This window comes from Roseateles hydrophilus (assembly GCF_026712245.1).
In the GTDB taxonomy this organism is placed as follows: Bacteria; Pseudomonadota; Gammaproteobacteria; order Burkholderiales; family Burkholderiaceae_C; genus Pelomonas; species Pelomonas hydrophilus.
This window is the reverse complement of record NZ_JAPPUY010000003.1, coordinates 557,430-577,570: the sequence shown is the minus strand read 5'-3', so window position 1 is coordinate 577,570 and position 20,141 is coordinate 557,430. Positions and strand designations below refer to the sequence as shown.

Below are 20,141 nucleotides of genomic sequence, written 5' to 3'. Positions count from 1 at the left end.
CCTTGTTTCGATGGCTCAACGCACCGGCCAACTGGTGCGGCCTGCTCGCCGCTACCGGCGTGCTGGTGCTGAAGGCGCTAGGCCTGTTGGCCGGCCTGGGCCTCGGCGTGGCTGCGCTGGGCTACGCGGGCGGCCTCGTCGTCGGCGCGCTGTGGTGGGGATGGCCCAGCTTCAAGGAAGCCGAGTGGGAGGCGCTGCAGTTCAAGGACGAGGGCGACGCCCGCGAGGCCATGGGCCGGGCGCTGTCCGGCGTGCGGCGGCTCACCGAGCACAACCCCGGCAACCGCATCCCCGGTGCCCTGGCCACGCGCATCCAGAACCTGTGCGGCAAGCTCGAAGGCCTGCTGGACCAGTGGGAGCGCAGCAAGGGCCAGTTGCCGCTGCAGGAGAGCTTCCATGCGCGCCACATCGCCATCAGCTACCTGCCCGATGCGCTGAACACCTACCTCAGCATCCCACCGCAGTTCGCGACCAAGAAGCTGCTCAGCAACGGCATGACGGCGCAGGCCACCTTCGAAGGTGTGCTGACCGAGCTGGAGGCCAAGGTCGAGCAGCTGGGCGATGACCTGGCCGGGCAGGACGCTCAGGCCTTCCTGCGCCACAGCGAATTCCTCAAACAGAAGTTCGGAGCCAAGCACCCATGAGCGACATCACCACCAAGCCCGCCTTCACGCTGACGCCGCCGGAGGTCATCACGCCGGTCGAGGCGCCGCAGGCCGTCGAGGCCGTGCCGCTGAAGCCCGAACTCGCCAACCAGGTCGACGAGCAGGTGCGCCGATTCATCGACGCGCTGGAGAAGGAAGACCTGCACAGCGAGCCGTTCAAGCAGAAGCTCGACAGCGCCTTCCAGCTCGGCCGCCAGGAGATCAGCCTCGCCGCCAGCCTGATGCAAGGCAGCCTGATGCAGCGCAACTTTGTCGGCGCGACGGACACGCCGGCCTACCAGGCCATCAACGCCATCCGCGCGCAGCTGGACGAGCTGAACCCCGGCAAGGACGGCGACCTGCTGCAGCCGCGCAAGCTGCTGGGGCTGATCCCGTTCGGCAACAAGCTGGAGGCCTACTTCCGCAAGTTCGAGAGCGCCGCCAGCCAGCTGCAGACCAGCATGACGCAGCTCTACGCGGCCAAGGACGGCATCCAGAAGGACGTCATCGACATCGAGGCCACGCGCACCAAGCTGTGGGACGCGATGCAGTCCCTCGCCGCCGCCGCCCGCTTCGCCCGCACGCTGGACACGCGGCTGGCCGAGCGCGTGGAGCAGCTGAAAGGCACCGACCCGCTGAAGGCCAAGGCGCTGGAGCAGGAAGTGCTGTTCTACGCGCGCCAGAACCTCGCCGACATCCAGACCCAGCAGGCCGTCTGCGTGAATGGCTACCTGGCGCTGGACGTGCTGAAGAAGACCGGCCGCGAAATGATGATCGGCTGCGACCGCGTGGCCACCACCGGCATGAGCGCGCTGGCCGTCGCGCAGACGGTGGCGCGCGCCACCGGCAACCAGATCGAGGTCATGAAGATGCTGCAAGGCGTCAACGCGACCATCGGCAACCTCATCAACCAGACCGGCCAGGCGCTGAACCAGCACGTCGACCAGACGGCCGAGTTCGCGTCCAACCCCATGCTGGGCATCGAGCAGATCCAGTCCATGTTCGACCAGACCTTCCAGGCCATGGACGCGATGGACAACTTCCGGTCCAAGGCGATTGCGACGATGGGCGCCAACAACAAGCTCATCGAGGCGCAGCTGCAGCGGGCGGACAGCTATGTGGACCGGACGCGGCAGCAGCAGGCGCGAGAGGCGGTGGCGGGTGGGGGTGTGGCGGGGCCGGTGAGGCTTTAAACGTCATCTTTGCCAGCATGCCCACGGACAACGTTGTTGAGTTCGTATCCAAGGCAGAGCAAAGCCACATGCTCTTTGCCATGGTGATCCTGCCGCTCGCCCGGATGATTCACAGCGGCCGCATCGATCCAGAAACCGTTACGCGGGAAAAATTCTTTGACGCATTGATTGGCCTTGGAAAATCGCACGACGACGCGTTTGAGATTCTGGTCACTAGAGTTGAAGAGGAGATGCGGCTAATCGAGCACTGCCTGAATGAGGGTGAAGCAAAGTCGGGTGTCGTACTTCTGTTCACTTTGATCGAGGGCGAAGTCAATGCCTTGATCCGCATACTTCTCCGAATTCGCGGCTTCTCTGCCGGGACCATCACCGACGCCCTGCGCGGATCGGACTTCGACACGAAGATTGACGTCCTTCTTCCATTGCTTGGGGTTTCTGTAGCAGCGCGGCTGCGCAACGCTGCACTCCAGTGCAAAGCCGTGCGCAATCTCGTCGTACACAACAAGGCTTCTCCAGCTCTCATGAGTGCCGCCGGCAATAGGCCCAGTGACTCAGAAGCTGCCCAAGACCGAGCTGAACAGTTCTTCGCTGAGAACCCTGTCGCGCGACTCGCGGTTGATCTCGCTAAGTTCCTTGACGCCGGTGTTGCCGAAGATCCGTCCTTTCAGTGGGGACAACAACTCTTTGATCGCTTCTATGAACGCGGCGAGACCTGACCGCTGCCACATCCCCCCGCAGTAGGTAGGGGTGAACGCAGTGAACCCCAACGACTAGTACCCCACGGCTAGCTCGGTAGGTTGGGGTGGCAACCCCAACATGTTCGCGCATGCATACTGACCCTCGACGAGCCCGTTGTGCGCCTGGACGCGGCTTCTCCACCATCTGTGTTTCGCGGAGAAGACCGACTACAACGCTGAGCAGGAGTGCGGGTAGGCCTGATGCGAAGGTAAAGGAGGAGGTCCGCGCAGCGGGCCGGGGGACACGAAGCATTAGGTCTGCCCGCGCGCCTGCGCCCAACCCGCGCCATGCGGCAGCTTCACATGCCCTTGAACAGGTGCGTGTAGCTGCGGCTGACTTCCAGCTTCTCGGTCAGGCCCTTCACGCCCACCAGCTGGCGGCCGCGGAAGTCGCGCGTGATGCCGTCGATGGCGCGGGCGTTGACGAGCGTGGAGCGGTGGATCTGCCAGAACAGCTGCGGGTCCAGCTCGTCCACCAGCTCCTTGATGGGCTTGCGGATCAGGGCCTCGATCTTGGCCGTCTGCACACGGGTGTACTTCTCGTCGCTGATGAAGAACAGCACATCCTCCACCGGAATCATCTGGATGGCCTGGCCCACGGTGGCCTGGATCCACTGCAGGTACTGCGGCTTGGCGGCGGCCGGGTTCATCTGGCTAGACAGCTTGTGCAGCAACTGCTGCAGAGGCGCCGGGGCGCTGTCGCTGAAGTCGGCGGACGGCGCGTCGCGCTGGGCCAGGCGCTTCTTGATGCGGGCCACCGTCAGCTGCAGGCGGTCGCGCTCGGCGGGCTTGAGCACATAGTCGGCCACACCCTGCTCGAAGGCCTCGACGGCGTACTGGTCGTAGGCGGTGATGAAGACGATCTCGGGCACGAGCCAGTCGTCGTCATCGGGCAGCTGCGCGATCTGCTTGGCCGCCTCCACGCCCGTCAGGCCGGGCATGCGGATGTCCAGGAACACGAGGTCAGGCTTGTGCTCCTTGACCAGCTCGACGGCCTCCAGGCCGTTCTTGCCTTCGGCCACGATGTCCAGCTCGGGCCAGACCTCGGTGAGCCGGGCGCGCAGCTGCTCGCGCATCAGTCGTTCGTCGTCGGCCAGCACGGCGCGGATGGGTGTGTTGCTCATGGCGCCGGATGCTAGATCAGACCGAGGCCGCCGAACGCGCGGCGTTGGCACGGCTGCGGTTACGCAGCACGACGAACAGCAGCAGGGCCAGCAGGATGAGCGGCGAGCCCAGCACGGCGCCCACGCCCAGCGCCATGGCGATCACGGCGGCCACCACGCCGCCCACGATGAGCAGCGGCAGCGCCACGCCCAGCAGCAGCACCAGCGGCACGACGACGAGGCACACGACGCCGCTGATCAGCAGGCCCAGCCCCGCGCCCAGCCAGTCGCCCATGCCGCTGAGGAAGACCTCCTCATCGTTGATGACGACATGCATGTCGGTGAAGTCCTGCGTCAGCAGCGTGGCACCGGCCAACAGGGCCAGCAGCACCATCAGTGCGGTGAGGGCGAACAGGATCTTGAACGCGGTTTTCATACGGACGCTCCTTCTTCGTTGCGACTGCGATAGGGCACGGTGATGGTGACGACGGTGCCGGTGGGTTGGTTCTCGGTGACGGTGACGCTGGCCTTGGCGCCGTGCAGCAGCTGCAGGCGCTCGCGGATGTTGGCCAGGCCCACGCCGGTGCCGGAGGTGGCGGCGCGACCGAAGCCCAGGCCGGTGTCGGCCACGGTGACGGCCAGCTTGCCGTGCAGGATCTCGGCCTTGACGGTCAGCTTGCCGCCCTCGGCCTTGGGTTCCAGGCCGTGCTTGATGGCGTTCTCCACCAGGCCCTGGATCATCATGGGCGGGAACTCGGCCGACATCAGGCCCTCGGGCACGTCGATCTCGGTCTGCAGGCGCTCTTCCATGCGCATCTTCAGGATCTCGAGGTAGGGCCGGATGACGGCCAGCTCACGGCCCAGGTCGCGGGTGGCGGTGGCGTTGGCCTCGCGCATGGTGGGCATGGAGGCCCGCAGCAGCGCGATGAGGTTCTTCTGCATCTTGCTGGCAGTGGGCGGATCGACCTCGATGAGGTGGTCGATGCTGGCCAGCGTGTTGAACAGGAAGTGCGGCTCCACCTGGGCCTGCATGGCGGCCATGCGGGCTTCGATCACCTGGCGCTTCAGCGCCTCGGCCTCGGCGCTCTCGGTGGCCTGCGCCGCCTTGACCTCGGCCTGGATGCGGCCCTTGTACATGCCCTTGATGACGGCCGACGCCAGGATCCACAGCACCGCCAGTTCGTTGAGCGAATCGCCCAGGCGCACCACGGTCACGCGGGTGCGGGACTCGGCCGTCTCCTCGGCCTGGCTGGCCACCAGCTCTTCCAGCGCGCGCTGCGCCTGGGCCACCTCGTCCTGCAGGTCATTGACCTCCTCGGCCTCCTGCTTGAGCGCCTCCAGCTTGTCCTTGGCCTGCTCCAGCGCCTCGCGGATGTCGTCGGCCCGCATGCTCTTGGGGAACTCGATCTCGATGGTGGGGGCGTCCGTCGCTGCGGCGCTGGCCGCCGCGCTGGCGGCCGAGGCCGGCTGGGCGGGGCGGATGTGCACGCCGCGCTCGTCGATCTTGACCTCGTAGGGCACCTTGCTCGTGCTCTTGCGCGCCTGCTCGGCCGCCTTCTTGGCCTGCTCCACCGCCTGCTCGGCCGCCTTGCGGGCCTGGCGCCGCGCCTTCTCGGCGCTGTCCGAGCGCTCGATCTGCTCGCTCACCCGCCAGGTAAACGGGGGCAGCTCCTGCAGGATGTTGACAGCGATCAGCAGCGCCACGGACAGCAACGCAAAGCGCTTCCAGCTGATGCCGACCAGCCAGCCGGCATAGAGGTGGAAGTAGCGCACCGCCGCGCTGGAGAAGCGCTGCCAGCGCTCGATCCAGAGCTTCTGCTGGGGGCTGGGGGTGAAGGAGGGAGTCATGACCGGGAGGGCGGTGGGGCCGGGGTGATTCGGTGTCGTTGGGGACACTGTACGCAGGCCGGTGCGGGCGGGCGCGGCCGAAGCGACGCGCCGGCCGTCGCCGTTGACGAACTGCACGAGCGCCCGACAGGCCGCACGGCGCGCGCCGGGCCGCCGCCGCGCGCCCGTGAATACGTCACGCCAGAAACGCGAAAGCCCGCCGGGCGGCGGGCTTGGGCGCAATCCAGCAGCAGGTTTACTGCTTGATGGCTTCGACCTGGATCAGCAGGCGCACGCTGTCGGGGATGCCCGGCAGGCCGTAGGTCATGCCCCACTGGCTGCGCTGGATGGTGGTCTCGAAGTCGCCACCGCAGACCTCGCGCTTCAGGCGCGGGTTCTCGTAGCAGCCGAAGCTGCTGGCCGTCAGCGTGACGGGGTTGGCCTTGCCCAGCATGGTCAGCGTGCCGGCGACGCTGACGACCTTGTCACCGTTGAAGGTGAACTGCTCGCCGACGAACTTGGCCGTCGGGTGCTGCTCCACGGCGAAGAAGTCCTTGCTCTTCAGGTGACCGTCGAAGGGGCCGATGCCGGTGGAGACCGAGGCCATGTCGATGGTCAGGTCGACCTTGCCGGTCTTGGCGGCCTTGTCCAGCGTGACCGTGCCTTCCTTCTGCACCCAGCGGCCGCGGTTGGTGCTGACACCGAAATGCTTGGCCTCGAAGAAGACCTGGGTGTGGGTCGGGTCGATGGCGTAGGTGGCGCTCTGGGCCTGAGCGGCGCCAGCGGCGGCAAACAGGGAGGCAAGCAGCAGGGTGTGCTTCATGGGGAGGGTCTCCGGGGGTGAGGGAAGGACGGAAGGAAAGAAAGGCGGCTCAGAGGCCGGCGAAGGACAACTTGAACTTGACGGTCACGTCGTTGGCCACCATGGAGGTGTCGGCCCATTCGCCGTCACCGATCTTGTAGTCCAGGCGCTTGATGGCCACGCTGCCGGCGGCCACGCCATTGGCCAGCGTGATGGGCACGACCACGTCGCGCACGGCGCCCTTGATGGTCAGCTTGCCGGCCACGTCGTACTTGCCGGGGCCGCTGGGCTTGATGGCGGTGGACACGAAGGTGGCGCGGCCGTTGCGTTTGGTGTCGAACCACGGGGCCTTGGCCACCTCGGCGTCGAAGCTGGCGTCGCCCAGCGACACGCTGCCCAGGTCCACCGTGAAGGCGATCTTGCCGGCCTCGGGCTTCTTGGCATCGAAGTCCAGCTGGGCCTCGAACTTCGTGAACTTGCCGTCCACCGGCACGCCCATCTGCTTGAAGGTGAAGGCCAGCTCGCTCTTGGCGGGCTGCAGCGTGGCGGCAGCCTGCGCGGCCAGCGCGGTGGTGGCGATCAGCAGCGCGGAAAGCAGTCGTTTCATGGTGAATCCTGGGGTCAGGCGCGGCCGATGCCCATGCGGGCGAGCAGGCCGTCGCGGTCGATGAAGTGGTGCTTGATGGCGCCGCCCACATGGGCCAGCACCAGCAGCGCCAGGCCGTAGGCCGAGAGCTTGTGCAGCAGCTTGAAGGTGTCGGCCAGGCCGGGGTCCTTGGGCACGAAGTCGGGCAGCGGCAGCACGCCGAACCACACGATGGGATAGCCCGCCGCCGAGCTGTAGGCCCAGCCGGCCAGCGGCACAGCAAAGAACAGCACGTAAAGCAGGTGATGCACGGCGTGGGCGGCCTTGGCCTGCCAGGCGGGCATGGGCGCATCGGCCGGCGGGCGGTGCGTGAGGCGCCACAGCAGCCGCAGCGCCGACAGCGCGAGGATGGTGACGCCGGCCCACTTGTGCCAGTTGTACAGCTTGAGACGCGCGGGCGAGAACGGCAGCTCCGTCATGTAGAGCCCGACACCGAAGGCGCCAACGATGGCCAGGGCCAGCAACCAGTGCAGCACGATGGCGATGGGGGTGTAGCGGGTGGCAGTGCTCATGATGGCTCGCAGTGTGTTCCCGACAAGCTGGCCAGCGGTTCACCCGCCTTGTCGCCATTGTTCAGCGATTTTGAACAGCCCGGGCCCGCCGCGGGGCTTCGCGGGGGTTTGACCCAGTTGCGCGCCGCAGCCCCGGGGCCAGACATTCAGGGCGCGGCCCGCGCCGGCCGCCGAGGTTGTTCTGTTCTGTTCGAGGCGCATTCCCACTACACCGATGGAGACAAGCCCAATGACCCAGAAACCCAGCGCACGTCGTCGCTTCATCAAGACGGCAGCGGCCACCACCGCCGGGGCGGGTGCCCTGGCGGCCCCCATGATCGCCACCGCGCAGACCACCACGCTGCGCTTCCAGTCCACCTGGCCGGCGAAAGACATCTTCCACGAGTACGCGCAGGACTTCGCCAAAAAGGTGAACGACATGGCCGGCGGCCGCCTCAAGATCGAGGTGCTGCCCTCGGGCTCGGTGGTGCCTGCCTTCCAGTTGCTGGACGCGGTCAACAAGGGCACGCTGGACGGCGGCCACGGCGTCGTGGCCTACCACTACGGCAAGAACAACGCGCTGGCCCTGTGGGGCTCGGGCCCGGCCTTCGGCATGGACCCGAACATGGTGCTGGCCTGGCACAACTACGGCGGCGGCAAGGCGCTGCTGGCCGAGGTCTACGCGGCGCTGAACATCGACGTCGTGTCCTTCCTGTACGGCCCCATGCCCACGCAGCCGTTGGGCTGGTTCAAGAAGCCGGTGGCCAAGCCCGAGGACCTGAAGGGCCTGAAGTTCCGCACCGTGGGCCTGGCGGTGGACGTGTTCAAGGAGCTGGGTGCGGCCGTCAACCCGCTGCCGGGCGGCGAGATCGTGCCGGCGCTGGACCGCGGCCTCATCGACGCGGCCGAGTTCAACAACGCCTCCAGCGACCGAGTGCTGGGCTTCCCCGACGTGGTGAAGAACTGCATGCTGCAGAGCTTCCACCAGAGCGGCGAGCAGTTCGAGATCCTGTTCAACAAGGCCAAGTACGACGGCCTGCCGGCCGAGCTCAAGGCCGTCATCGACTACGCGGTGCAGGCGTCCAGCGCCGACATGAGCTGGAAGGCCATCGAGCGCAACAGCAAGGACTACGACGAGCTGAAGAAGGCCGGCGTGAAGTTCTACAAGACCCCCGACAGCGTGCTGCGCGCCCAGCTCGCCGCCTGGGACAAGGTCACCGCCGCCAAGGCCGCCGAGAACCCGCTGTTCAAGAAGATCCTGGACAGCCAGAAGGCCTTTGCCGCACGCGCCGGTGGCTGGCAGAACGACTACACGGTGGACTTCAAGATGGCCTACAACCACTACTTCCGGGCGGCAGGCAAGAAGGCCTGACACCGCTGACCACAAGGGGGCCGCGCGCCCCCTTTTTTCTTGACTGCCGTCGCCCATGAAACAACTGCTGCTTGCGGTGGATCGCCTGTCCACCTGGATCGGCCAGGCCTTCGCCTGGCTGATCGTCGCGCTGACGCTGCTGATCAGCTGGGAGGTGTTCTCCCGCTATCTGCTCAACGCCCCGCATGACTGGAACCTCGACGCCCAGCTGATGGGCTACGGCACCCTGTTCATGATGGCCGGTGCCTACACGCTGGCCAAGAGCGGCCACGTGCGCGGCGACGTGCTGTACGGCTTCTTCCAGCCGCGCACCCAGGCCGCCATCGACCTGGCGCTGTACCTGCTGTTCTTCCTGCCCGGCATCGTCGCGCTGACCTGGGCGGGCTGGACCTTCTTCCAGGACGCGCTGGCCATCCGCGAGTCCACCTTCAGCGCCACGCCGCTGCCGGTCTACCCGTTCAAGGCCGTCATCCCGCTGGCCGGCGGGCTGCTGCTGCTGCAGGGGCTGGTGGAGATCGTGCGCTGCGTGCAATGCCTGCAGGCCGGCGAGTGGCCCAGCCGCGAACAGGACGTCGAGGAAGTCGACGTCGACAAGCTCAAGCAGATGGTCCACGCCGACGGAGCCGCCCGATGAAAGTCCGCAAGGAACTGTGGTTCGGCTTCGTGCTGATGGCGCTGATCATCGCCGGCACGGGCTTCGTGCTGCTCAGCGCCGAGCAGCTCACGCGCGGCCACCTCGGCCTGGCCATGCTGGCCCTGGTGGTGGTGGCCATCATGCTGGGCTTCCCGACGGCGTTCACGCTGATGGGCATGGGCATGCTTTTCACCTGGCTGGCCTACGACTTCGACACCGGCAAGACGCTGGCGCTGATGGTGCAGAGCGCCTTCAAGGTGATGGGCAACGACGTGCTCATCTCCATCCCGCTGTTCGTCTTCATGGGCTACCTCGTCGAGCGGGCCAACCTGATCGAGAAGCTCTTCAAGAGCATGCACCTGGCCATGGCGCGGGTGCCGGGCTCGCTAGCGGTGGCCACCATCTTCACCTGCGCCATCTTCGCGACGGCCACCGGCATCGTCGGTGCGGTCGTCACACTGATGGGTCTGCTCGCGCTGCCGCAGATGCTCAAGGGCGGCTACGACGTGCGCGTGTCGGCCGGCGCCATCACGGCCGGCGGCTGCCTGGGCATCCTGATCCCGCCGTCCGTCATGCTCATCGTCTACGGCGCCACGGCCGGCGTGTCGGTGGTGCAGTTGTATGCGGGCGCCTTCTTCCCCGGGCTGATGCTGGCCGGGCTGTATGTGGTCTACGTCGTGCTGCTGGCCAAGCTCAAGCCGGCGCTGATGCCGCCGCTGTCGGCCGAGGCGCGCTTCGTGCCGCTGCCGCCGCTGGCCGAGCGACTGAGCGGCGGCCGCCCGCGCGCCGCCCTGCCGGCGCTGCTGCAGGCGCTGGCCCGCGAGCCGGCCAAGGCGCCCGTGCTGCGCCAGCTGGGCGTGGCGCTGCTGCCGGTGGCGCTGGTGCTGTTCATCGCTGCGGTGGGCTGGCTGCACGCGCACAGCCCGCAGCCCGCACCAGCCCCGGCCGACGAGGCGCCGCAGGTCATGGGCGCGGACGCCCCGGCCACGGCGCCCGCCGAGACCGGTGGCCTGGCTGAGCCGCCAGCAGACAGCAGCGGCTTGGCCGAGCCCCCGGCGGACACCGGCGCGCTGGCCGAGCCGCCCGCGGACCCCGCCAGCGAAGCCGCCGGCATCGCCGAGCCGCCCGGCGCCCAGCCGGCCGCCAGCGTCAGCGAGCCCGCCGCCGTCGCCGAACCCGCCGCGCCCGCCGCATCAGCCGCGGCAAGCCCTGACCCCGGCCGCGGCTGGCTGGGCTGGGCCATCACGGGCGGCGTGCTGCTGGCCTTCTACGCGGTGCTGACCTTCCAGCGGCTGGAGATCTTCAAGCTGCTGCTGACCAGCTTCTTCCCGCTGCTGGTGATGATCCTGGCCGTGCTCGGCTCCATCGTGTTCGGCCTGGCCACGCCCACCGAGGCGGCCGCCGTCGGTGCGTTCGGCGGCTATGTGCTGGCGGCCATCTACGCCGTCATCAACAAGCGCGGGCCGGGCGAGCGCCGGCCGGTGTTCATCGTCTGGCTGCTGCTGTGGCTGCCCTTCTTCGGCTGCCTGGGCTGGTTCATCGCGCACAAGGAGGGGCTGGCGGCCCAGCCCGTCAGCGCCGGCCTGGGCGCCATCGCGGCAGGTGGCGTGCTGCTGTGGGCCATGCTGGCCTACCGCCAGGCGCGGCTGCAGACCGAGGTGAAGGAGTCCGTCTTCCTGACCGCCAAGACCAGCGCCATGGTGTGCTGGCTGTTCGTCGGCTCAGCCATCTTCTCGGCCGCGTTCGCGCTGCTGGGCGGGCAGGAGTTGGTGGAGAAATGGGTGCTGGGCATGCAGCTCAGCAAGACCGAGTTCCTCATCCTCAGCCAGCTCATCATCTTCATCCTGGGCTGGCCGCTGGAGTGGACCGAGATCATCGTGATCTTCATGCCCATCTTCATCCCGCTGCTGGACCACTTCGGCGTGGACCCGCTGTTCTTCGGCCTGCTCGTCGCACTGAACCTGCAGACCGCCTTCCTGAGCCCGCCCGTGGCGATGGCGGCGTTCTACCTGAAGGGCGTCAGCCCGCCGCATGTGACGCTGAACCAGATCTTTGCCGGCATGCTGCCCTTCATGGCCATCCAGGTCATCGCCATCGTGCTGCTGTACGTGTGGCCCGAGATCGGGCTGTGGCTGCCCAAGGTGCTGTACGGCTAAGCGGGTGAGCGCGGGCGCGCCGCGCGGCTGACGACGAAGACGCCGCCAAGCACCAGCACCGTGCCCGCCACGATCCACAGGTTCATGGGCTCGCCCAGGATGAGCACGCCCATGATCAGCGTGCTCATCGGGCCCACCATGCCCACCTGAGAAGACAGCGGTGCGCCGATGCGGGCGATGGCCATCATCACCATCAGCACCGGCGCCACGGTGCAGGCTGTCGCGTTCAGCAGCGACAGCCACAGCACCGGCTCGGGCACCCGGAAGCTGCTGGCGGGCTTGAGCAACAGGAACTGCGCGATGCACAGCACGCAGGCCACCGTGCTGGCCAGGCCGGCCAGCCGCAGCGAGCCCAGGCGCTGCACCACCTTGCCGCTGAGCGACAGGTAGACCGCGTAGCTGACCGCGCTGGCGAACACCAGCGCCGTGCCGATGGCCGTGTGGTGGCCCTCGAAGCTCAGCTCATGCGCGAACACTGCCACCACGCCCGCGTAGCTGATCGCCATCGCGACCACCTGGCGCGCCTGCAGCCGGTGCTTGAACCACAACACCGAGATCAGCAGCACCAGCGTCGGGTTCAGGTACAGGATCAGCCGCTCCAGGCTGGCCGAGATGTAGGCCAGGCCGGCGAAGTCGAGGTAGCTGGCCAGGTAGTAGCCGGTGAAGCCCAGCACGGCGATGTCGCGCCAGTCCTGGCGCGTCAGCGCGGGCTTGCCGCGGCCGGCCCACCACGCGATGGCCAGAAAGAACGGCAGCGCCAGCAGCATGCGCCACATCAGCAGCGTGACGGCATCGACGCCATGGCGGTAGGCCAGCTTGACGATGATGGCCTTGCCGGAAAAGCCGATGGCCCCCAGCACGGCGAGCAGCAGGCCGACCATCAACTGGCGCGGCGCGGGTGCGGGTGCGGGTGCGGGGCGATCAGACATGGGTCCATGCTGCCAGCGGCACGACGCCGCCGGCTTCCCGCATGGACGAGGCGCGCTTCGTGCTCAGAGCTTCGCGATCAGCGCGTCCCACTTGGCCTTGGCGGCGTGCTCGTGGCGGGCCTTCACGTGGCCGTAGCCGCGGATGTCTTCCGGCACGCGGGCCAGCTCGACAGCCGTGGGCAGCGACTCGGCACTCAGGCCGGCCAGCGCCTTCTCGACACCGGCGCGGTAGTCCACGATCCAGCGGCGCTCCATCTTGCGCTCCTCGGTGTGGCCGAAGACGTCAAAGGCCGTGCCGCGCAGGCCCTTCATCTTGGCCAGCAGCGCGAACGCCGGGCGCACCCAGCCGCCGAACGGCCGCTTCACCAGCTCGCCGTTGGCGTTGGTCTTGGACAGCAGCGGCGGCGCGAGGTGGTGCACCAGCTTGTAGTCGCCCTCGAACATGCCGGCCACCTTGGCCGTGAACGCCGCGTCGGTGTGCAGGCGCGCCACCTCGTACTCGTCCTTGTAGGCCATCAGCTTGAACAGGTAGCGGGCCACGGCCTCGGTCAGCGTGGTCTTGGCGCCCAGCTTGGCTTCGGCGGCGCGCACCTTGTCGACGAAGGCCTTGTACTCGGCCGCGTAGGCGGCGTTCTGGTAGCCGGTGAGGAAGTCCACGCGCTTGGCAACCATCTCGTCCAGGCTCTGGCGCTTCACGAGCTGGATGACGGCCTGCGCTGCATACAGCGCCTGCACGGCCTTCAGGTCGTGCGCGCAGCGGCGGCCCCATTCGAAGGCGGCCTTGTTGTTGTCGACCTGCACGCCGTTGAGCTCGATGGCGCGCATCAGCGCGTCGTAGCTCAGCGGGATGCGGCCGCGCTGCCACGCAAAGCCCAGCATCAACGGGTTGGTGTAGAGCGAGTCGCCCAGCAGCTTGACGGCCACCTCCTCGGCATCGAACGAGCCGAAGTGTTCCACGCCCACGGCCTTGGCCACGGCCTGCTCGCAGGCGGCGCCGGGGAAGCTCCAGTTCGCGTCGTTCACGAGGGTTGCCGTCGGCGAGCCGTGCGTGTTCAGCGCGACGAAGGTGCGGCCTTCGCGCATGACGGCCAGCGTCGCCTTGTTGGCGGCCACGATGGCGTCGCAGGCGATGACGAGACGCGCCTCGGCCGTGCCGACCTTGGTGCAGTGGATGGCCTCGGGCGTGTTGGCGATCTGGATATGGCTCCAGGTCGCGCCGCCCTTCTGGGCCAGGCCGGCGGCGTCCTGCGTGATGACGCCCTTGCCTTCCAGGTGCGCGGCCATGCCCAGCAGCTGGCCGATGGTGATGACGCCCGTGCCGCCCACGCCGGCAACGACGATGCCCCAGGCTTCTTCCGCGTTCGGGATGACCGGCAGTGGCAGCACGCCCAGCGCCGTGTCGAACGGGCTCTTGCGGCCTTCCTTCTTGGGCTTCTTCAACTCGCCGCCCTCGACGGTGACGAAGCTGGGGCAGAAGCCCTTCACGCAGGAGTAGTCCTTGTTGCAGGTGTTCTGGTTGATCTGGCGCTTGCGGCCGAAGTCGGTCTCCAGCGGCTCGATGGACAGGCAGTTGGACTGCACCGAGCAGTCGCCGCAGCCCTCGCAGACCAGCTCGTTGATGACGACGCGCTTGGCCGGGTCCACCATCTTGCCGCGCTTGCGGCGGCGGCGCTTCTCGGTGGCGCAGGTCTGGTCGTAGATGATGGCCGTCGTGCCCTCGATCTCGCGGAACTGGCGCTGGATGTCGTCCAGTTCGTCGCGGTGGTGCACGGTCACACCGGGGGCCAGCGCCACGCCTTCGTACTTGGCCGGGTCGTCCGTGACGATGACCAGCTTCTTCACGCCCTCCGAGATCACGCTGTTCATGATCTGCAGCACCGTGTGGCCCTCGGGGCGCTCGCCCACCGTCTGGCCGCCGGTCATGGCGACCGCGTCGTTGTAGAGGATCTTGTAGGTGATGTTGACGCCCGACGCGATGCTCTGGCGGATGGCCAGGCTGCCGCTGTGGAAGTAGGTGCCGTCACCGAGGTTGCTGAAGATGTGCTTCTCGTTGGTGAACGGCGCCTGGCCCGTCCAGGGCACGCCCTCGCCGCCCATCTGCGTGAAGGTGGCCGTGTTGCGGCCGGGCATCCAGGTCACCATGTAGTGGCAGCCGATGCCGCCCACAGCGCGCGAGCCCTCGGGCACGCGGGTGCTGGTGTTGTGCGGGCAGCCCGAGCAGAACCACGGCGTGCGGTCGGCGCCGCCGGCGGTCTTTTCCTCGGCCTTCAGCGACGCCTCCTTGGCATCGATGACGGCCATGCGCGCATCCAGGCGGGCGACGATGTCGCTGTCCACACCCAGTTTCTTCAGGCGCTTGGTGATGGCGCGGGCGATGATGGCCGGCGTCAGGTCGGCCTGCGGGCGCAGCAGCCAGTGGTCGCTGGGGTTGGGCACGCTCCACTCGCCGCCCTCGCCGTCACCGGCGTCGAACTTGCCGAGCACGTTGGGCCGCACGTCCGAGCGCCAGTTGTAGAGCTCTTCCTTGACCTGGTATTCGATGATCTGGCGCTTCTCTTCGACGACCAGGATCTCCTGCAGGCCCTTCGCGAACTCGCGCGCCACCTGGGCTTCCAGCGGCCACACCACGTTGACCTTGTGCAGGCGGATGCCGATGCGCCGGCAGGTGTCGTCGTCCAGGCCCAGGTCGTGCAGCGCCTGGCGGGTGTCGTTGTAGGCCTTGCCGCTGGTGATGATGCCGAAGCGGTCGTTCGGACCTTCGATGACGTTGTAGTTCAGGCGGTTGGCGCGGATGTAGGCCAGCGCGGCATACCACTTGAAGTTCATCATCCGCGCTTCCTGCTCCAGCGGCGGGTCGGGCCAGCGGATGTGCAGGCCGCCCGGCGGCACGACGAAGTCCTCGGGCAGGATGATGTTGACGCGGTCGGGGTCCACGCTGACCGAGGCCGACGACTCGACGATCTCCTGGATGGTTTTCATGCCCGCCCACAGGCCGGAGAAGCGGCTCATCGCGAACGCATGCAGGCCCATGTCCAGGATGTCCTGCACGCTGCTCGGGAAGAAGGTCGGGAAGCCGACCGCCTTGAAGACGTGGTCGCTCTGGTGGGCCGCGGTGGAGCTCTTGGCGATGTGGTCGTCACCGGCGATGGCGATGACGCCGCCGTGCTTGGACGTGCCCGCCATGTTGGCGTGCTTGAACACGTCGATGCAGCGGTCCACGCCCGGGCCCTTGCCGTACCAGAGGCCGAAGACGCCATCGAACTTGGCCTTCTCGGGGAACAGGTCCAGCTGCTGCGTGCCCCACACGGCGGTGGCGCCGAGTTCCTCGTTCACGCCCGGCTGGAACACGATGTTCTGCTTGGCCAGGTGCTTCTTGGCCTGCCACAGCGCCTGGTCGTACGTGCCCAGCGGCGAGCCGCGGTAGCCGCTGATGAAGCCGGCGGTGTTCAGCCCGGCCATCGCATCGCGCGTGCGCTGCAGCATGGGCAGGCGCACCAGGGCCTGCACGCCGCTCATGAAGGCCCGTCCGGTGTCCAGGGCGTATTTGTCGTCGAGTGTGACGTTCTGAAGCGACTTCAGGATGTGCTCGGGCAGCGGTGCGTTCATGCGGGGCTCCAGGTTGGCTGGCGTGCGGCCCTTGTGAGGCGGCAGCGCGGGCTGCGGGCCAGTGTGGTGCAACTCGGCCCGGCCGGCCAGTGTAGGAAAAGCAGGGCGCCGGATGCTTTCTCTTCTTCGCTCAATCAACCGCCATCCGGCAATTTCCTTTTTTCATTTCTCACTTGGAGAACAATATTGATCGCAACACCGCCTCTCAGGGCAAACCATGAGCACTACAGGACCCACGCCCGACGACTTGGACCGCTACCACATCGCCATCCTGGCCGAGCTGCAGCGTGACGCACGGCAGTCCAACGCCGAGCTGGCCCAGCGCATCGGCCTGTCGGCCGCGCCCACCTGGCGGCGCGTGAAGTGGCTGGAGGAGCAGGGTTACATCACCGGCTACCGTGCCGAGCTGGACCGCCGCCGCATCGGCCTGGGCGTTCTGGCCTTCGTGCGCGTTGACACCGAGCGCAGCGCCGCGTCGGCCACCAAGGCGCTGGAGGACGAGATCCGCCGCCTGCCCGAGGTCATCGCCTGCCACTACATCTCCGGCGCCGGCACCTTCGAGCTACAGGTCATGGCGACGGACCTGGACGCCTTCTCGCGCTTCTCCATCAACACGCTGCTGAAGCTGCCCAACGTGAAGGACATCCACACCAGCTTCTCGCTGGGCGAGGTCAAGGCCGGCGGCGCGCTGCCGCTGGCGCACCTGCAGACCTGATGCCGCCGCGCGGCCGCAGGTGAGCAAGTCCTGCGCAAGTGGCAAGACCCGGCCCCCGCGCAGGGGTTAGGCTAGGCGCATGGCAATGTCGCTGTTCCAACGACTGGGTGATGTCTGGCTGGGCACGGACAAGCTGCAGCGTGTGCGCCTGCGCCAGACCTCGCTGGCCATGGCCTTGATGGTGTTCTGCGCCTACATGCTGCACTACGCCGTGCGCGTGGCCGACGTCCAGCCCGGCTGGCCGCTGTGGACCTGGACGGCCCTGTCGCTCGGCGGCATGGCAGCGCTGTATGCGGCCATCCGCAGCGGCTGGTCGCGGCGCTTCGCCGACCCGTCGCTGACCGCGGTGCAGATCGCCTTTGCCATCACCTCGGCTGCCACCGGCTACGCCCAGGCCGGCCTGCTGCGCGGCGGCGCCTTCCCGGTGCTGACGCTGATCCTGATGTTCGGCATGTTCCAGCTGCGCGCCCGCAGCGCCTACACGCTGTGCGCCTACGCGTTGGCCTTGTTCGGCGCCATCATGGTGAGCATGACGCGGCTGCAGCCGCAGATCTACACCGTCGAGGCCGAGCTGGGCCACTTCCTGATGCTGGCCATCATGCTGCCGGCCGTGGCGACACTGACCGCCAAGCTCAGCCGCATCCGCTACCGGCTGGCCGCGCAGCGCGAGGAGCTGGAACGCGCGCTCGCCCAGCTGAGCGCCATCGCCACGCGGGACGACCTCACCGGCCTGCCCAACCGCCGCCAGGTCAGCGCACTGATGGAGCAGGCGCTGCAGCGCTCGCTGCGCCACGGCCACGGCTTCTGCATCGCGCTGCTGGATCTGGACCACTTCAAGCGCGTCAACGACCAGCACGGCCACGCCGCCGGCGACGCCGTGCTGCGCGCCTTCGCCCACGCGGGCCAGGCCGCGCTGCGCGCCACCGACGTCATCGCCCGCTGGGGCGGTGAGGAGTTCCTCGTGCTGCTGCCCGACACCGCCATGCCGCTCGCGCTGGTGGGCATGGAGCGGCTGCGCCAGCAGACGGCCGCGCTGCGCATCGACACCGACGACGGCGCGCAGCTGTCGGTGACCGTCTCCATCGGCCTCACCGAGCACCGCCGCCATGAGGCGTTGTCCGACACGCTGGAGCGCGCCGACCAGCTGCTCTACCAGGCCAAGGCCGCCGGCCGCGACCGCATCTGCGCCAGCGACGCCTGACGGCCGCCGCCCCTTCGCATGCCCGCCCTGCCGCTGCGCCACCTGCTGCTCGCTCTCGCTGTCGTCGCCATCTGGGGCAGCAACTTCGTCGTCATCAAGTACGCGCTCGCCGTCATGCCGCCCATGACGCTGGCCGTGCTGCGCTTTGCCCTGGCCTTCGTGCCGGCCTGCTTCTTCCTGGCCCGCCCGCCCGTGGGCTGGCGCAACCTGGCCGGCTACGGCCTGTTTGTCGCGACCGGCCAGTTCGGCCTGCTGTACTTCGCCATGCGCAGCGAGATCTCGCCCGGCCTGGCCTCGCTGGTCATCCAGACCCAGGTGTTCTTCACGCTGCTGCTGGCCGTGCGCGTGGCCGGCGAGCGCGTGCTGGCCAGCCAGTGGCTGGGGCTGGCGATGGCCGTGGCGGGCATCGCCCTCATCGCCGCCCACACCGACGGCACGACCACGCCGCTGGGCCTGGGCCTGGTGCTCGCCGCCGCGCTGTCCTGGGCCTGCGGCAACCTCGTCGGCAAGCGCGCGGGGCGGGTCAACATGCTGGCCTATGTGGTGTGGAGCAGCGCCTTCGCCGTGCCGCCCCTGCTGCTGCTGGCGCTGCTGGTGGACGGGCCCGGGCGCATCAGCGCCGCGCTGGCCAGCGCCGACGCCGGCACCTGGGCCGCCGTGCTGTGGCAGACGGTGGCCAACACGCTGTTCGGCTACGGCTGCTGGGCCTGGCTGCTGACGCGCCACCCGGCCGCGCGCATCGTGCCGCTGGCACTGCTGGTGCCGGTGTTCGGCATGGGCGCCAGCAGCCTGTGGCTGGGCGAGCCACTGCCCGCGTGGAAGCTGGGCGCGGCGGCCCTGGTGCTGGGTGGTCTGCTGATCAACCTGTTCGGCGCCCGGCTTTTGGGCCGGCGCGCGCCCGCCACTGCCGGCTAAGCTGGCCGCCATGAAGCGCCGCTCACTGACCGCCCTGACCGCGCTGGCGGCCCTGCCCTGGCTGGCGGGGCCCGCCGTGGCCGCGCCGCCGGCCGTGCCGCTGCAGGTGGAATGGCGCTGGGTGGACACCCTGCTGCCACCGGCCGCGCAGGCCGGCGTGCGGGACGGCGCCGTGGTCGTGGGCACGGCCGGCAGCGTGTCGCCGCGCGGGGCCGGCGTCGTCACCCGCACCGCGCCGCCCGCGCCGCCGCCGGTGCAGCAGCTGCAGGTGATGAACGGCCAGCCGGCCGCCCGGCAGCTGACGACCCGCGAGCCGCTGCAGTGGGTGGACGCGCTGGTCGAGCTGGACCCCACGGGCCGCACACCGCGCGCCCTGCACGCCCAGCCCCGCCAGGGCGAGCGCACGCAGGTGCAGCGCCTCACCGTCACGCCCACCTGGCCCGGCGGGCGGGCGCCGGTGCGCGTGGTGCTGGACGTGACGGACGGCGACCTCGCGCTGCAGACCACGCTGGACCTGCCACTCGCGCAGTGGCACACCGTCGCCCGCAGCGGCGCCGCCATGGCCCCGACTGAGCGCGGCACGCTCAGCAGCCGCGATGCCGCCGGCCAGCCCGCACGCGAGCTGCAGCTGCGCGTGTCGCCGGCACCGAGCCTGATCGAACGCTGAAGCCCGCCTTCTCGCCACGCGAGGCGCTGATGGGCGCTGACGGGCGGGAAGCCGTGTAACGTCATCGCCTCCGCACCGCACGAGCCCCCACCCGATGAGACTCGCCTTGATCGCCCACGACGGCAGGAAGGACGCCATGATCGCCCTCGCCGCCGAGTTCCTGCCGCTGCTGCAGCGCTGCACGCTGATGGCCACCGGCACCACCGGCACGCGGCTGACGCAGGCGCATGGCTTGACCGTGGAGCGCATGCTCAGCGGCCCGCTGGGCGGCGACCTGCAGATCGGCGCGCGGCTGGCCGTGGGCGAGCTGGACGGCGTGATCTTCCTGCGCGACCCCATGACGCCGCAGCCGCACGAGCCGGACATCAACGCACTGGTGCGGGCCTGCGACGTGCATGACGTGCCCTGCGCCACCAACGTCAGCACCGCGCGGCTGCTGCTGCAGCGCTGGAATGCGGCCTGACAGACAGGCTAAAATCCGAGACTTTCGTCGAATTGCCCCT

General features: G+C 68.5%; 19 protein-coding genes. 11 read left to right on the top strand and 8 right to left on the bottom strand.

Annotation, left to right across the window (positions count from 1 at the left end; translation table 11 throughout):
* Positions 1-2 precede the first annotated feature (2 nt).
* The 3 genes from NYO99_RS14260 to NYO99_RS14250 are packed head-to-tail and all read left to right on the top strand — an operon-like array spanning position 3 to position 2,553.
* Complete coding sequence (locus NYO99_RS14260; protein ID WP_268167889.1) at positions 3-644, top strand: hypothetical protein; 642 nt, start codon at positions 3-5, stop codon at positions 642-644.
* Positions 641-1,837 (top strand): toxic anion resistance protein, encoded by a 1,197-nt coding sequence (locus NYO99_RS14255; RefSeq protein ID WP_268167888.1) that lies wholly within the window; start codon positions 641-643, stop codon positions 1,835-1,837. Before NYO99_RS14260 ends, NYO99_RS14255 begins: the two co-directional genes overlap by 4 nt.
* Positions 1,838-1,854: 17 nt before the next feature.
* Positions 1,855-2,553, top strand: coding sequence for a hypothetical protein (locus NYO99_RS14250; protein ID WP_268167887.1), 699 nt, complete (start codon positions 1,855-1,857; stop codon positions 2,551-2,553).
* A gap of 320 nt (positions 2,554-2,873) precedes the next feature.
* On the opposite strand, the gene NYO99_RS14245 is transcribed toward NYO99_RS14250, so the two are convergent.
* The 6 genes from NYO99_RS14245 to NYO99_RS14220 form a co-directional block, all read right to left on the bottom strand.
* Entirely contained in the window at positions 2,874-3,698 is an 825-nt protein-coding gene (locus NYO99_RS14245; protein WP_268167886.1) for a LytR/AlgR family response regulator transcription factor, read from the bottom strand.
* Positions 3,699-3,714: 16 nt separating this feature from the next.
* Positions 3,715-4,113 carry a hypothetical protein gene (locus NYO99_RS14240; RefSeq protein WP_268167885.1) on the bottom strand — a complete coding sequence of 133 codons (399 nt, stop codon included), beginning with the start codon at positions 4,111-4,113 and terminating at the stop codon, positions 3,715-3,717.
* Complete coding sequence (locus tag NYO99_RS14235) at positions 4,110-5,525, bottom strand: sensor histidine kinase (protein WP_268167884.1); 1,416 nt, start codon at positions 5,523-5,525, stop codon at positions 4,110-4,112. The genes NYO99_RS14240 and NYO99_RS14235 overlap by 4 nt, the downstream gene beginning before the upstream one ends.
* 235 nt (positions 5,526-5,760) lie before the next feature.
* Positions 5,761-6,327 carry a YceI family protein gene (locus NYO99_RS14230; protein ID WP_268167883.1) on the bottom strand — a complete coding sequence of 189 codons (567 nt, stop codon included), beginning with the start codon at positions 6,325-6,327 and terminating at the stop codon, positions 5,761-5,763.
* A gap of 49 nt (positions 6,328-6,376) precedes the next feature.
* Positions 6,377-6,913: a YceI family protein gene (locus NYO99_RS14225; protein ID WP_268167882.1), complete on the bottom strand. Its 537-nt coding sequence runs from the start codon at positions 6,911-6,913 to the stop codon at positions 6,377-6,379.
* Between the two features lie 14 nt (positions 6,914-6,927).
* Positions 6,928-7,464: a cytochrome b gene (locus tag NYO99_RS14220; RefSeq protein WP_268167881.1), complete on the bottom strand. Its 537-nt coding sequence runs from the start codon at positions 7,462-7,464 to the stop codon at positions 6,928-6,930.
* A 229-nt stretch (positions 7,465-7,693) separates the two neighbouring features.
* Here NYO99_RS14220 and NYO99_RS14215 point away from each other — a divergent pair, with 229 nt between their 5' ends.
* From NYO99_RS14215 to NYO99_RS14205, 3 genes are read left to right on the top strand one after another with little or no spacing between them, the layout of a single operon-like run.
* Entirely contained in the window at positions 7,694-8,815 is a 1,122-nt protein-coding gene (locus tag NYO99_RS14215; RefSeq protein ID WP_268167880.1) for a TRAP transporter substrate-binding protein, read from the top strand.
* A gap of 55 nt (positions 8,816-8,870) precedes the next feature.
* Complete coding sequence (locus tag NYO99_RS14210) at positions 8,871-9,449, top strand: TRAP transporter small permease subunit (RefSeq protein ID WP_268167879.1); 579 nt, start codon at positions 8,871-8,873, stop codon at positions 9,447-9,449.
* Positions 9,446-11,605: a TRAP transporter large permease gene (locus tag NYO99_RS14205; RefSeq protein ID WP_268167878.1), complete on the top strand. Its 2,160-nt coding sequence runs from the start codon at positions 9,446-9,448 to the stop codon at positions 11,603-11,605. The genes NYO99_RS14210 and NYO99_RS14205 overlap by 4 nt, the downstream gene beginning before the upstream one ends.
* Here the strand turns inward: NYO99_RS14205 and NYO99_RS14200 are convergent.
* Complete coding sequence (locus tag NYO99_RS14200) at positions 11,602-12,534, bottom strand: DMT family transporter (RefSeq protein WP_268167877.1); 933 nt, start codon at positions 12,532-12,534, stop codon at positions 11,602-11,604. The two genes, NYO99_RS14205 and NYO99_RS14200, sit on opposite strands and share 4 nt — an antisense overlap.
* Positions 12,535-12,597: 63 nt before the next feature.
* Positions 12,598-16,140 (bottom strand): indolepyruvate ferredoxin oxidoreductase family protein, encoded by a 3,543-nt coding sequence (locus NYO99_RS14195; protein WP_268167876.1) that lies wholly within the window; start codon positions 16,138-16,140, stop codon positions 12,598-12,600.
* A gap of 217 nt (positions 16,141-16,357) precedes the next feature.
* Between NYO99_RS14195 and NYO99_RS14190 the strand changes: the two genes are divergently transcribed.
* From NYO99_RS14190 to NYO99_RS14170, 5 genes are all read left to right on the top strand, one after another.
* Positions 16,358-16,855: an Lrp/AsnC family transcriptional regulator gene (locus NYO99_RS14190; protein ID WP_268167875.1), complete on the top strand. Its 498-nt coding sequence runs from the start codon at positions 16,358-16,360 to the stop codon at positions 16,853-16,855.
* Positions 16,856-16,934: 79 nt separating this feature from the next.
* Entirely contained in the window at positions 16,935-18,056 is a 1,122-nt protein-coding gene (locus NYO99_RS14185; RefSeq protein ID WP_268167874.1) for a diguanylate cyclase, read from the top strand.
* Between the two features lie 27 nt (positions 18,057-18,083).
* Positions 18,084-18,971, top strand: coding sequence for an EamA family transporter (locus NYO99_RS14180; RefSeq protein ID WP_268168055.1), 888 nt, complete (start codon positions 18,084-18,086; stop codon positions 18,969-18,971).
* 10 nt (positions 18,972-18,981) lie between these two features.
* Complete coding sequence (locus NYO99_RS14175; RefSeq protein ID WP_268167873.1) at positions 18,982-19,638, top strand: hypothetical protein; 657 nt, start codon at positions 18,982-18,984, stop codon at positions 19,636-19,638.
* A gap of 94 nt (positions 19,639-19,732) precedes the next feature.
* Positions 19,733-20,101, top strand: a complete 369-nt coding sequence (locus NYO99_RS14170; protein ID WP_268167872.1) for a methylglyoxal synthase — start codon at positions 19,733-19,735, stop codon at positions 20,099-20,101.
* Positions 20,102-20,141: the final 40 nt, after the last annotated feature.